Origin of the sequence: Mycolicibacterium arseniciresistens, from assembly GCF_030519285.1 — a bacterium.
In the GTDB taxonomy this organism is placed as follows: domain Bacteria; phylum Actinomycetota; class Actinomycetes; order Mycobacteriales; family Mycobacteriaceae; genus Mycobacterium; species Mycobacterium arseniciresistens.
Genome location: NZ_JAUMSQ010000270.1, coordinates 1 through 12,182, shown reverse-complemented (window position 1 = coordinate 12,182; position 12,182 = coordinate 1). Strand labels below are relative to the sequence as shown.

Sequence of the window (12,182 nt, the reverse complement as noted above, 5' to 3'; positions counted from 1 at the left end):
GAGCAGCGGACCGGCGGTCAGCGCGCGCACCATCCGCAACCAGCCGCGCACCACCGGCGACGGCTGCACCCCGTCGTGGCGCGCCGACCAGCCCTCGTCGTCCGCGGGGTCCTCCGCCGTCATGACGCCAGCCTGCCAGGGCGCGCGATGAGCCGGCTGCGCGACTTCGGGGCGGGGATGCGCAAGACGTTCCCGGGCAGCGACCTCGCCCTGTGGGCGGCCGGGGCCACCTACTTCGGGGTGATCGGGCTGGTCCCGCTGGCGCTGGCGTCGCTGTGGGCGGTCGGCGGGCTCGTCGGCCACGACACCGTCACCGCCGCGATGGAGGACGCGATCGGCGGGCTGCCCGGCGGGCACGGGACGCCCGAGGCGCTGCGCACGCTGACGTCCGTCGCGCTGTCGATGTCGTGGCTGCAGGCGCTGGTCGTGCTGTTCCCGGCCAGCCTCTACGGCGAGGGGCTGCGCCGGGCGTTCGTGCAGATGTCGGCCGCGCGGGACACGCTGACGGGCTGGCGCGGCCGGGCAGGCCTGCTCGCGGTCGCGGCGGTCGCGCCGTTCCTGGTGCTCGCCGTGCTCGCCTCCGCCCGCTACGTCGGCCCGCTGTACGCCGGTGAGGGCTGGTCGCTGGTGTGGGGTGTAGTGGTCGCGTTCCACATCGTCTGGGTCACGGTGTCGACCGCGCTGGTCGGGGTGTTCGGTCTGATCGGCCCGGGCCGGATCGGCCTGCGTGCGCTGTTGATCGGCGCGTTCAGCACCGGGGCGATCCTGGCCGGGTTCCTGCAGGGGTTCGTGCTGTTCCTGGCGATCCCGATCCCGTGGTCGGCGCCGTTCGGCGGGCTGCCGATCGTCGGCGCCGTCTCCGCGCTGGCGCTGTGGCTCTACCTTGTGCACATCCTGGTGCTCTGCGGCTTCCGGGCGACCGTGGTGCTCGACGAGTCGCTGCGTGCCGGGTGAGTCACTCGGGCCAGCCGTTGTTCAGCACGACGTCGACGAAGTCGTCGCGCACGAACGAGTCGTCGTAGCGGGCGAGCACGTCGGCGTTCATGGTGCCGAATGTCGTCTCGGGGCGGTGCCGCATGCCCTCGGTGAACGCGTGCAGGATCCGGCGCTTGAAATCGGGGCGCGGATGAGCCGCGGTGACGGCCGCCAGCGCCTCGGCGGGCAGGTCGTCGCGGTCGATGCCCACCACGTCGGTCTCCACGCCGGCGATCACCAGCGCGGTCTCCGGGTCGAGGAATTCCGGGACGCCCGGGGTGGTGTGCAGCGCGATGCCCAGCCACACCTTGCGGGCGGCGGCCTCGTCGACGCCGTGCTGCAGCAGGAAGTCCCGTGCGGCGTTGGCGCCGTCGACCTCGAAGCGCAACCGTGAGGATGTGCGGTAGCGCTCGGTGAGCCCGAGATCGTGGAACATCGCGCCGACGTAGAGCAGTTCGAGGTCGGGTTCGAGGCCGCGGCGGCGGCCCCGCAGGGCGCCGAACAGGAACACCCGACGGGAGTGGTGGAACAACAGGTCGTCTTCGGCCTCGCGGATGACGTCGGTGGCGGCGCGAACCAGCGGGGTGTCGGGAATCTCGATGCCCGCGATGGTCGACGGGTCGGTGAGTGAATTGGTCATGCCACAAGGCTGCGCCCGGCGGACAAGATCGCGCCGTGGCACAACTGCCGTCTTGCCCACAGAAACGGACACAGGGTCACAATGAAGGGGTGGCCCAACGAGACGTCGTGCTGGTGGTGTTCGACGGGGTCAAGCTGCTGGACGCGGCGGGGCCGGCGGAGGTGTTCGCGGAGGCGAATCGCTTCGGCGCGGACTACCGGCTGCGCTTCGCCTCGGTCGACGGCCGCGACGTGACCACTTCGATCGGTACCGGACTGGCTGTGAGCGAACGACTCTCGTCGATCGAAGGAGCAGACACCGTACTGGTGGCCGGTGGCGACGGGCTGGTCGGCCGGCCCATCGATCCACGACTGGTCGACGCGGTCGGCGCGGTGGCGGGCAGGACGCGGCGGCTTGCCTCGATCTGCACCGGGGCGTTCATCCTCGCGAGAGCCGGCGTGCTCGACGGCAGGCGCGCGACCACACACTGGCGCCACACGCGCCGCCTCGCCAGGGCGTACCCGGCCGTCACCGTGGAGCCGGACGCGATCTTCGTCCAGGACGGCGACGTGTACACCTCCGCCGGGGTGTCGGCGGGCATCGACCTGGCGCTGGCGCTGGTGGAACAGGACCACGGCGGCGACCTGGTGCGGGAGGTCGCGCGATCGCTGGTGGTCTATCTCAAGCGGGCGGGTGGCCAGTCGCAGTTCTCGGTGCTGGTGGACGCCGACTCGGCGTCGACGTCGGCGCTGCGGGTGGTGACCGACGCGATCAAGGCCGACCCGGGCGGCGACCACAGCGTGACGCGGCTGGCCGCCACGGCATCGTTGAGCACGCGGCAGCTGACCCGGCTGTTCCACGCCGAGCTGGGGACGACGCCCGCGCGTTACGTCGAGAGCGTCCGCGTCGACATCGGCAGGGCCGCGCTCGACGCGGGCCACAGTGTCGCCGAGAGCGCGCGGTTGGGTGGGTTCGGCAGCACGGAGACGTTCCGCCGGGTGTTCGTCGGCACCCTCGGCGTCTCCCCGAGGGCCTACCGGGACCGTTTCCGGACCGCCGAACCGGCCTGAGGTCCGCCGGTGCGGGACAATCGGGGCATGCCGGTGCGAGAGCAGCCCATGGGATTGAGGGCGCGCAAGAAGATCCGGACCCGCGCCGCCATCCGGCGGGAGGCGTTCCGGCTGATCGAGGAGCAGGGTTTCGGCAACACCACCGTCGAGCAGATCGCCGACGCCGCCGACGTCTCGGCCAGCACCTTCTTCCGGTACTTCCCCACCAAAGAGGCGGTGCTGCTCTCCGACGACCAGATCGCACCGATCATCGCGGCATTCGTCGACGCGCCGGCCGACCTCGCGCCGGTGGCTGCATACCGGCATGCGGTGAACTCGGTGTTCGGTGCGATGACGGCCGACGAGCGCGAGGACGCCGTCGCCGGCCAGCGGCTGATGTACACGGTGCCCGAGGCCCGCGGACTGGTCTACACGGTGTACGTGCGGCTCATCGGCCTGATCACCGACGCGCTGGCGCGGCGGATGGGGCCGGACACCGACGAGTTCGAGCGGCGGGTGATCGCCGGATCGATCGTCGGGGTGCTGATCGCCATCTCAGACAACCAGCCGATGCCCGACGACCCGCTCTCGCGGGGCCTGGAACTGCTCGACGCCAAGATCGACGTCGCGGCCCGCCCCTAGCCCGCCGGCCGCCCGGTCCTGGCGGGGGAGTGCGCCGCCGGGCGGAGGCCGTGGGCCAGGCCGTTGCCGGCGTGCAGTCCGGCCATGAACTCGAGCAGTGGCCGCACTGCGCGGAATCGGTCTCTGCGAACAGGTGCTTTGGACAACATCATTCGATGGTGGCCTTCGGCGCGCGCTCTCGACAGTGGCACTGACGCCATGCATCGCTAACATAGTGACATGCACTCGGTGGCGGTCCTGGCCTACGACGGCATGTCGGGCTTCGAGTCCGGCATGGCCGCGGAGATCTTCGGCATGACCGAACTCTCGGAGCAGTTCTCCGCAGGCATCGCGCGGCCCTGGTACTCGATGAAGCTGTGCACCGCCACACCGGAGATCCGGATGCTGGGCGGCGCCACCGTACGGTCCCCGCACGGGCTCGACGACCTGGCCGCCGCCGACACCGTGATCATCCCCAGCGTGCGCGACGTCGCCGAACCCGCGTCGCCCGACCTCGTCGAGGCGATCGGCGCGGCCCACGCCCGCGGCGCCCGGCTGGTGTCGATCTGCTCGGGGGCGTTCGCCCTCGCCGCGGCCGGCGTGCTGGACGGCCGCACGGCCACCACGCACTGGATCTACGTCGACCAGCTCGCGCGGCGCCATCCCGCGGTGGACGTCGATCCGGCGCCGCTCTACGTCGACGGCGGTGACGTGCTCACCAGCGCGGGCTGCGCGGCAGGCCTCGACCTCTGCCTGCACATCGTCCGAACCGACCACGGCGCGCGCGTCGCGAACGACGTGGCCCGCCGGCTGGTGATCTCGCCGCACCGGGCGGGCGGACAGGCCCAGTACATCGAGACGCCGGTGCCCGAACCGGCGACCGACGGCCGCATCGCCGCCGGGATGGCCTGGGCGCTGGAGCATCTGGACACACCCATCACGCTCGACGAGCTGGCAGCGCGCTCGGCGATGTCGCGGCGCAGCTATCTGCGGCAGTTCACCAGGGCGACCGGCACCACGCCGATCAGGTGGCTGATCGAGCAGCGCATCCAGGCAAGCCTGGCGCTGCTGGAATCGTCGTCGCTGTCGATCGAGCAGATCGCCGTCCGGGTGGGTTTCGAGTCCGCCGTCACCTTCCGGCACCACTTCGTCCGGCAGCTGCGGACCACGCCGAGCGACTACCGCAACGCCTTCACCGGTCGGGCGCGGTTCGACGGCGGCTCCGCCGGGTACAGCACCGTTCGCGGGAGAAGCGGCTGATCGGCGGGCCGGCACTGGCGGTTCGGCCATATTGTGGTCCCCGGCGTCGTCCTCACCCGAGGACCACGTGAAGGCGGCGGAGAGGACGTGCGGTGGTCGGTGAGCACACGCCGCCGGACCCTGCGGAGGCGGCGATCTACAGTGTCGACGAGGTGGTCGGCCGCGACCTCGCCAGGGTGAACTGGGCGGCGACCCCGCTCGGTGTGCCCGACCGGTGGCCGCAGAGCCTGCTGACCGCCGTGAGCATCCTGCTGTCCTCCCGCTTCCCGATGTGGATGGCGTGGGGGCCGGAGCTGACGTTCTTCTGCAACGACGCCTACCGCCGCGACACCCTCGGCCGGAAGTACCCGTGGGCGCTGGGCCGGCCGGCCAATGAGGTGTGGTCGGAGATCTGGCCCGACATCGGCCCGCGCATCGAGCGGGTGCTGTCGACCGGCGAGGCGACCTGGGACGTCGCGCTGCTGCTGTTCCTCGAGCGCTCGGGGTACCGCGAGGAGACCTATCACACGTTCTCCTACAGTCCGCTGCGCGACGACGACGGGCATGTGGTCGGCATGCTGTGCGTGGTCAGCGAGGACACCGACCGGGTGATCGGTGAACGGCGGATGGCCACGCTGCGGGACCTGGGCTCCGACACCAGCGTGGTGCGCTCCGAGCAGCAGATGCTCAACTTCGCGGCCCACCAGCTCGAACGCAACCTCAGCGACCTCCCGTTCGCCCTCATCTATCTGTTCGGCGACGACGGGTCGGCGCGGCTCGCGGGTGCCAGTGGCGTGCCCGCCGGGCATTCGGCGGCACCGCAGGTGCTGGCGGCCGACGGGCTCGGGGTGTGGCCGATCGACGATGCGGCCCTCGGCCGGTCGGTGATGATGGATCTGGACTCCGACTCGCTGACCCTGCCGACCGGTTCCTGGACCGAGCCGCCCGCGCAGGCGCTGGTGGTGCCGCTGCAGCAGCAGGGCGACGCCCCGCTGGGATTCCTGGTCGCCGCACTGAACCGGCACCGCAGGCTCGACGAGGGCTACCGGGGGTTCGTCGAGCTGGTCGCCGGTCACGTGGCCGCCGGCGTCGGCAGCGCCCGCAGCTATCAGTCGCAGCAGCGGCGGGCGGAGGAACTCGCGGAGCTCGACCGGGCCAAGACGACCTTCTTCTCCAACATCAGCCACGAGTTCCGCACACCGCTGACGCTGATCCTCGGACCGGTGAACGACCTGCGCGGCCGCACCTCGGACTTCGACGACCAGACCCGCGACGAGCTGGAGCTGGTGCACCGCAACGGACTCCGGCTGGCCAAGCTGGTCAACACGCTGCTGGACTTCTCCCGCATCCAGGCCGGGCGGATGCGGGCGCACTTCGAACCGGTCGACCTCGGCGTCGTCACCGCCGAGCTGGCCAGCGTCTTCCGGTCCGCCGTCGACCGGGCGGGCCTGTCGTTCCACGTCGACTGCCCTCCGCTGAGTCAGGACGTCTACATCGACCGCGACATGTGGGAGAAGGTGGTGCTCAACCTGCTCTCCAATGCGCTGAAGTTCACCTTCGACGGCTCGATCACCGTCCGGGTTTCCGCCGGCGCCACCGGCGCGGTGATCACCGTCGCCGACACGGGCACAGGCATCCCGGAGTCCGAGATGCCGCGCCTGTTCGAACGGTTCCACCGCATCGAGAACGCCAGGGCGCGGTCCACCGAGGGCAGCGGTATCGGGCTGGCCCTGGTCAAGGAGCTCGTCGGGCTGCACGGCGGCACCATCACCGCCGAGAGCGCTGCGGGTGCGGGCACCACCTTCACCGTCGGATTGCCGTTCGGATCGGCCCACCTGCCGGTGGCCGACCTGGTCTCGCCCGATGTGGCCCGGCCGGCCTCGGGCATCGCGGACCCCTACGTGCAGGAGGCGCTGCGGTGGCTGCCCGGCGGCGCGGAGTCGGAGGCGGCGCCTGACGGGACGGGCATGCCCGTGGCCGTCCCGTCCTCCGGTGCCCCGGCGCGAGTACTGGTGGCCGACGACAACGCCGACATGCGCGAGTACCTGACGAGCCTGCTGCAGTCGGCCGGTTACGCCGTCAGCACTGTCATGGACGGCGCTCAGGCGCTGGATGCGGTGCGGGCGGATCCGCCCGATCTGCTGATCAGCGACGTCATGATGCCCCGGCTCGACGGTCTGGAACTGCTGGCCGCACTGCGTGGCGATCAGCGCACCGCCGCCCTGCCGGTGCTGCTGCTGTCGGCGCGGGCCGGCCAGGAGGCCTCCATCGAAGGTCTGCAGGCCGGCGCCGACGACTACCTCGTCAAGCCGTTCGCCGCCGCCGAACTGCTCGCCCGGGTGCGCGCGAATGTGGAGATGGCGCGGTTGCGCAACCACCACGCCGACTGGCGGTCGGCGTTGATCGACTCGCTGCAGGAGGCGTTCTTCGTCTGCGACGAGAACGGCGCCTTCGTCGAGGTCAACTCGGCGTTCGCCGACATCCTCGGCTACGGGCCCGACGGGCTGCCCTACGAACCCGTCCAGCCGTGGTGGCCCGACGCCGACTCCGATCCGGAGGCGCACCGGCAGAGCGCCGAGGTGCTCGAGGCACTGCTGAGCCGGACGCACGGCAACTACAAGATCCCGGTGAACCACCGCGACGGGCACCGGTTGTGGATCACCGTGAGCTTCAACCGGGCCGAGGACCCCGACAGCGGCCGCCGGGTCATGGTCGGCACGATCCGCGACGTCACCGCCGAGCACTACGCGGTTCAGCGCGAGACCGCCCTGGCCGCGTTGAATCAGGAACTGTCTCAGGTGGACACGTTCGATCAGGCGATCCGCGCGGCGGCCGAGGTGCTGCGCGGCGTCTGGCACGCCCGCCGGGTGCTCGCGCTGATCTTCCCGGCCCGGCGCGACGTCCGCGAGACCGCGGGCCCGCCGGCCCTGGTGTGCGCGGGCGAGCCGGCCGAGTGGATGGAACTGCCTGCGACGCATCGCAATTCGATCCTCACACTCTGTGAGGCGGAGACGCTGAACATCAGCACGTCAGAACCCGGCACCGTCGGCATCGCGCTCCGCAATCCCCGTGGCCTGCTGGTCGTCTGGATCGAGCTGTCCGAGGACCGGCCGTTCACCCCGCAGGACCACACCCTGCTGACGGTGCTCGCCGGCCGGCTCTCGCAGGGCCTGCAGCGCGTGCATCAGTTCGACACCCAGCGCGAGACCGCGCTGGCCCTGCAGCACGCGATGCTCGGCCCGTCCCGGCTGCCCGGCGGCTTCACCGTGCGCTATCACCCCGCCAGCAGTCCGCTGCAGGTCGGCGGCGACTGGTATGACGTCGTCAACCTCGACGACGGCCGGGTGGCGATGATCGTCGGCGACTGCGTGGGGCACGGCCTCGCGGCCGCCACGGTGATGGGACAGCTGCGCAGCGCCTGCCGGGCACTGCTGCTCGACGAGCCGAGCCCGGCGGCGGCGCTGACGAAACTCGACCGCTTCGCCGCGAGGCTGCCCGGCGCCAGGTGCACCACCGCGTTCTGCGCGGTGCTCGACGCCGGCACCGGTGAACTGGTGTACTCCAGCGCCGGGCACCCGCCGCCCGTCATGGCGCTGGCCGACGGCGAACTGGCGATCCTCGACGACGGGCGGGGCTTCCCGCTCGCGGTGCGCCCCGGACAGCCCCGCCCGGAGGTGCGCCGGACGATACCGGCGCGCGCCACCCTGCTGCTCTACACGGACGGCCTGGTCGAACGGCGCCGGGTGTCGCTGGACCAGGGCATCGCCCGCGCCGCAGAGGTGGTGCAGGAGGGGCGCCCGGCGCCGCTGGAGGAACTGGCCGACGAGATCATGGACCGGCTCACCCCGGTCGACGGCTACCAGGACGACGTCGCGCTGCTGCTGTACCGGCAGCCCGGTCCATTGGAGATGGAGTTCCCGGCCGAGGTGGGCCAACTCGCGCACACCCGCACCGCGATGCGCGAGTGGCTGGATCGCGCCGGGGTGGCGCCGGAGCAGGCGTACGACACGCTCATCGCCACCGGCGAGGCCGTGGCCAACGCGATCGAACACGGCCACCGCGACCGGCCGGAGGGCACCGTGACGCTGAGTGCGACAGTGCTCGCCGACCGGCTGAGGGTGCGCGTGGTCGACACCGGCGCGTGGCGGCCGCCGCGGGCGGTCGCCGATGTCAGCCGGGGCCGGGGCATCATCCTGATGAAGGGGTTGATGGACGATTTCGCGATCGACAGCGACGGCGCAGGCACCACCGTTAATCTGTCGGTGAGGATCATGTGATGGCCACCCCACTGAGTCTGGACACCCAGCGGATCGACGGCACCGTCGTGCTCACCGCGGCCGGGGAGATCGACCTGAGCAATGTCGAGGAGTTCAGCCAGGGTCTCAGCGGCGCCGCGCAGACCGCCGGTGCGGGCGCGGTGACCGTCGACCTCAGCGCCGTCCGCTACGTCGACAGCGCCGCCATCAACGCGCTGTTCACCATCGCCGATGTGGCGGACCGGCTGCGGCTGATCGTCCATCCCCTGCTGATGAGGGTGCTCGACATCAGCGGGCTGACCCAGCTCGCCACCGTCGAGGCCGCCCGCCTCGACGGCGCGGTGTGACGTCCGCGATATTGTTAGGGCACTAACTAAGCGCGTACGATCTAGTTGTGCCCCCATCCACCACCGCGGAGATCGATCCGCTCGCCCTCGAGCAGCAGGTGTGCTTCGCGCTCGCGGTGACCAACCGGGCCGTGCTCGGGGTGTACCGGCCGCTGCTGGAGCCCCTTGGGCTGACCCACCCGCAGTACCTGGTGATGCTCGCGCTGTGGGACCACCGCAAGACGGCGACCGCGGACGACCCGCCGCTGTCGGTGAAGCAGATCGCCTCGGCGCTGCAACTGGATTCGGCCACGCTGTCGCCGATGCTCAAGCGGCTGGAGGCGCTCGGATTCATCACCCGCACCCGCAGCGCCGCCGATGAGCGGTCCACCCACATCGCACTGACCGACGCGGGCGCCGCCCTGCGTGACCGTGCACTGGAGATCCCCCCTGCCGTCGTCGCGCGGCTCGGAGTCGATCTGGCCGAACTCGAGGAACTGCGCCGGGTGCTCACCCGGATCAACGCCGCCGCGGTCGCCGCCGGCGCCCTCACCACCTGACCACCCCCGATCAGCAGGAGCCACCATGGCCACCACCAAACCCTCACTGTGGCAGCGGATTCCCTACGCCTACGGCCGCCGCCTGCCGGATGCGATGCGTGCCTGGGTCGCCGAGGACCTGGCAGGCCAGGGCGCGGTGCGCCGGCACATGATCCGGATGGCGATACCGCCGTTCCTGGTGCTGGCGCCGTTCTGGCTTCTGCCCACGTCGTTCTACGTCCGGCTGGAGATGACCGCCCCGATCTTCATCTGGGCCGTGCTGATGTCGCTCGCGCTGAACAAGGTCTGGCGCCGGCACCGGCTGGCGCAGCACGGGATCGACCCGAACCTGGTCGACCAGCTCAAGCGGCGCAGGGACGCGCACATCCACGAGGACTACGCCCGCCGGTTCGGGCCACGCCCGGAGGACGCGAAGTGGCAGTCGAACAGCAGTCCGTTCTGACCGCTACGGACCGTAGCCGCGCAGCGCATCGGCCTGCCTGCGCAACCGCGCGGCGGCGTCCTGCCGGCCCAGCGCGTCGTACCCGTCGGCCTCGGTGAGGAATCCGTCGACGTGCGCCCGCAGCACCGCACGGACGTCGTCCGAGGACAGGCTGCGGCGCGCGACCTCCGTCGTACCCGCGTCGTAGGCGGCGGGGTCCACCGCCTCCGCGTCGTCGATCGCCGCGATGGCCGTGCGCAGCGCCGAGACCACTTCGGTGTCCTTCGCCCGCAGCGCCGCCGCCAGTGCCTGGCGGAGGTGCGTGCGTACGGCCTGCGCAGGAGGAAGAACCGCGCTCATGGTCGTGCGCCGTCGTCGAGGAACCGGTGGATGGCCGCGCCGTCGCCGGTGATCGCATGCCCGAGGTCCGGCAGCAGTGCGACGGTGGCGTGCGGAACGAGGCGTTGTAGGCGGCGTGCGGTTTCGTGGGCGTCGAGCATGCGGTCGCGGCCGCCGACGGTGACCTGCATCGGCATCGCCAGGGAGCGCAGCTGGTCGTCGGTGAACACCGGCAACCGGTCGCGCCGGGGCAGGTAGTGCCGATGGATGAGCAGCATGTATTCGGTGATCGCGCCGAGGTCCGCGCTCGGGCCGACCGCCAGCCGCAAGGCAAGGCGTCGGCCGCGCTCGCCGAGCGGGACGAGGAACGCCGCAGCGATGACGGCCGCATACTTCTGGCGTCCGACACCGCCCGGGCAGCGCAGGGCGAGCCGCTCGACGCGGTGCGGCCGCCGCATCGCGTAATCGAGCGCCAGCCAACCGCCCAGGGATGCGCCAACGAAGGCCGGCCGATCGGCGCCCACCGCGGACAGCACGTCATCGAGCCACGCCGCATGGGCGTCAGAGTCCAGCGGCAGCCGCGACGGCGCGCTGAATCCGGGTTCCCCGACGATGTCGACCAGGTAGAGCCGCCGGGTCCGTGACCATGCCGCCGCGTCGGCCAACCAGATCGTGCTGTTGGTGCCTGCGCCGTGCAGCGCGACCACGGGCGGCGCGTCGGCGGGGCCGCAGACGAGCACCGATGTGTCGCCCGCCCGTGTCGCCACCACCCGCCGTTGCGCAGGTACCTCCCAGCCGCGCAGGTCGTCGCTGTAGCGCTGTGTCACCGCCTGCGCGCCCGCGGCGGTCCGGTAGATCGCGCTCACGGTCCGACGTCCTGGGCGAGGGCACTGATCAGGGTGATCAGTTTCGCCGCGTCGTCCGGGTCGCCGGCGACGATGACCGTCAGCCGCTCCCGCGGCTCGTCGTAGGACGTCTGCACGTGCAGCGGGCGTCGTCCCGGCCCGGTGTTCGCCGCGGCGACGACGTGCGTGCTGATCCGGTCCATGACGCGGCGGTCGGCCGCGTCGACATGGACGACCGCCGACACGTCGACGCGCGGCGCCGACGGGGCCGGGCGGTCGTCGCCGCCCGCGCCGCCGGTGAACTCGCGAAGGTCCTTGGCGGTGATGCGGTACTGCTTGCCGATCCGCACCGCGGGCAGGCGGCCGTCACGCACGTACCCGCGGACCGTGCGGACGTGCAGTCCGAGCATGGCCGCGACGTCGTCGGGTGAGTACATCGTCGAGGTCATCGATGCAAACTACCGTAAACAACACCAATATGCATCTTGATAGGGATGTTTACGGATGCTTAGTGCCAGCGGCCAGCGTCCATAACTCCGATTAGGCTGCAGGCGAGATGTTCATCGTCATCCTGACCGCCGTCCTCGGCCTGATGCATCTGTACCTGTGGAAGCGGCTGATCAGGGACACCACCCGGCCGGGACTGGTGCGGTGGGTGCTGACGGCCGACCTGGTCATCTGCGCACTACTGCTGGTCGCCGCCCTGGTGGTGCCGCGGACCTTCGGCGTGACGAGCCTCGGCTGGCTCGCGTGGCCGGGTTACGTGTGGTTCGGCCTCGCCGCGTATCTCTTCCTGGCGTCGCTGGCCCTCGAACCCGTCCGCTTCCTGCTCCGTGGCTGGGTTCGGCGTGGCCCGACGACAGCCGCCGAAGCCGCCGACGCCGCCGAGCCCGCCGACGCCGCCGAAGCCGCCGACGCCGCCGAGACCGCCG

At 71.4% G+C, this 12,182-nt stretch carries 12 protein-coding genes and 1 pseudogene; 9 read left to right on the top strand and 4 right to left on the bottom strand.

From position 1 onward, the window contains the following. The first annotated feature begins 147 nt into the window (after positions 1 to 147). On the top strand, positions 148 to 954 hold the full coding sequence (locus Q2100_RS24985; RefSeq protein ID WP_302916221.1) for a YhjD/YihY/BrkB family envelope integrity protein: 807 nt from the start codon (positions 148 to 150) through the stop codon (positions 952 to 954). A 1-nt stretch (position 955) separates the two neighbouring features. Here the strand turns inward: Q2100_RS24985 and Q2100_RS24980 are convergent, their stop codons facing one another. After that, positions 956 to 1,615 carry an HD domain-containing protein gene (locus Q2100_RS24980; RefSeq protein WP_302916220.1) on the bottom strand — a complete coding sequence of 220 codons (660 nt, stop codon included), beginning with the start codon at positions 1,613 to 1,615 and terminating at the stop codon, positions 956 to 958. 89 nt (positions 1,616 to 1,704) lie between these two features. On the opposite strand from Q2100_RS24980, the gene Q2100_RS24975 reads away from it, so the two are divergent. The 7 genes from Q2100_RS24975 (at position 1,705) to Q2100_RS24945 (ending at position 10,087) form a co-directional block, all read left to right on the top strand. Then, positions 1,705 to 2,664: a GlxA family transcriptional regulator gene (locus Q2100_RS24975; RefSeq protein WP_264014826.1), complete on the top strand. Its 960-nt coding sequence runs from the start codon at positions 1,705 to 1,707 to the stop codon at positions 2,662 to 2,664. A 27-nt stretch (positions 2,665 to 2,691) separates the two neighbouring features. After that, the gene (locus Q2100_RS24970) at positions 2,692 to 3,285 is read left to right on the top strand and encodes a TetR family transcriptional regulator (RefSeq protein WP_264014827.1); all 594 of its coding nucleotides are present in this window, start codon (positions 2,692 to 2,694) and stop codon (positions 3,283 to 3,285) included. Positions 3,286 to 3,504: 219 nt separating this feature from the next. Next, on the top strand, positions 3,505 to 4,524 hold the full coding sequence (locus Q2100_RS24965) for a helix-turn-helix domain-containing protein (protein ID WP_302916219.1): 1,020 nt from the start codon (positions 3,505 to 3,507) through the stop codon (positions 4,522 to 4,524). A 92-nt stretch (positions 4,525 to 4,616) separates the two neighbouring features. Further along, complete coding sequence (locus Q2100_RS24960; protein WP_302916218.1) at positions 4,617 to 8,780, top strand: SpoIIE family protein phosphatase; 4,164 nt, start codon at positions 4,617 to 4,619, stop codon at positions 8,778 to 8,780. After that, complete coding sequence (locus Q2100_RS24955) at positions 8,780 to 9,106, top strand: STAS domain-containing protein (RefSeq protein WP_264014830.1); 327 nt, start codon at positions 8,780 to 8,782, stop codon at positions 9,104 to 9,106. The genes Q2100_RS24960 and Q2100_RS24955 overlap by 1 nt, the downstream gene beginning before the upstream one ends. Positions 9,107 to 9,153: 47 nt before the next feature. Then, entirely contained in the window at positions 9,154 to 9,645 is a 492-nt protein-coding gene (locus Q2100_RS24950; RefSeq protein WP_302916217.1) for a MarR family winged helix-turn-helix transcriptional regulator, read from the top strand. Between the two features lie 25 nt (positions 9,646 to 9,670). Then, on the top strand, positions 9,671 to 10,087 hold the full coding sequence (locus Q2100_RS24945) for a DUF5313 domain-containing protein (RefSeq protein WP_269896062.1): 417 nt from the start codon (positions 9,671 to 9,673) through the stop codon (positions 10,085 to 10,087). Between the two features lie 3 nt (positions 10,088 to 10,090). On the opposite strand, the gene Q2100_RS24940 is transcribed toward Q2100_RS24945, so the two are convergent. Genes Q2100_RS24940 through Q2100_RS24930 form a run of 3 tightly spaced genes read right to left on the bottom strand, consistent with a single transcriptional unit; the run spans position 10,091 to position 11,699 of the window. Next, a complete protein-coding gene (locus Q2100_RS24940) occupies positions 10,091 to 10,426 on the bottom strand; it encodes a GatB/YqeY domain-containing protein (RefSeq protein ID WP_302916216.1) in 336 nt (111 codons plus the stop codon). Then, positions 10,423 to 11,271, bottom strand: coding sequence for an alpha/beta fold hydrolase (locus Q2100_RS24935; RefSeq protein WP_302916215.1), 849 nt, complete (start codon positions 11,269 to 11,271; stop codon positions 10,423 to 10,425). The genes Q2100_RS24940 and Q2100_RS24935 overlap by 4 nt, the downstream gene beginning before the upstream one ends. Further along, complete coding sequence (locus tag Q2100_RS24930; protein WP_302916214.1) at positions 11,268 to 11,699, bottom strand: helix-turn-helix domain-containing protein; 432 nt, start codon at positions 11,697 to 11,699, stop codon at positions 11,268 to 11,270. Before Q2100_RS24930 ends, Q2100_RS24935 begins: the two co-directional genes overlap by 4 nt. Before the next feature lie 107 nt (positions 11,700 to 11,806). Here Q2100_RS24930 and Q2100_RS24925 point away from each other — a divergent pair. After that, positions 11,807 to 12,182, top strand: a pseudogene (locus tag Q2100_RS24925) (metallophosphoesterase); the annotation flags it as partial.

What these genes read in the sequence shown, in the direction of transcription:
- Q2100_RS24965 (WP_302916219.1), top strand. Translation starts at nt 3,505, where the DNA reads ATGCACTCGGTGGCGGTCCTGGCCTACGACGGCATGTCGGGCTTCGAG.
- Q2100_RS24980 (WP_302916220.1), bottom strand. Translation starts at nt 1,615, where the DNA reads ATGACCAATTCACTCACCGACCCGTCGACCATCGCGGGCATCGAGATT.
- Q2100_RS24940 (WP_302916216.1), bottom strand. Translation starts at nt 10,426, where the DNA reads ATGAGCGCGGTTCTTCCTCCTGCGCAGGCCGTACGCACGCACCTCCGC.
- Q2100_RS24945 (WP_269896062.1), top strand. Translation starts at nt 9,671, where the DNA reads ATGGCCACCACCAAACCCTCACTGTGGCAGCGGATTCCCTACGCCTAC.
- Q2100_RS24985 (WP_302916221.1), top strand. Translation starts at nt 148, where the DNA reads ATGAGCCGGCTGCGCGACTTCGGGGCGGGGATGCGCAAGACGTTCCCG.
- Q2100_RS24970 (WP_264014827.1), top strand. Translation starts at nt 2,692, where the DNA reads ATGCCGGTGCGAGAGCAGCCCATGGGATTGAGGGCGCGCAAGAAGATC.
- Q2100_RS24955 (WP_264014830.1), top strand. Translation starts at nt 8,780, where the DNA reads ATGGCCACCCCACTGAGTCTGGACACCCAGCGGATCGACGGCACCGTC.
- Q2100_RS24930 (WP_302916214.1), bottom strand. Translation starts at nt 11,699, where the DNA reads ATGACCTCGACGATGTACTCACCCGACGACGTCGCGGCCATGCTCGGA.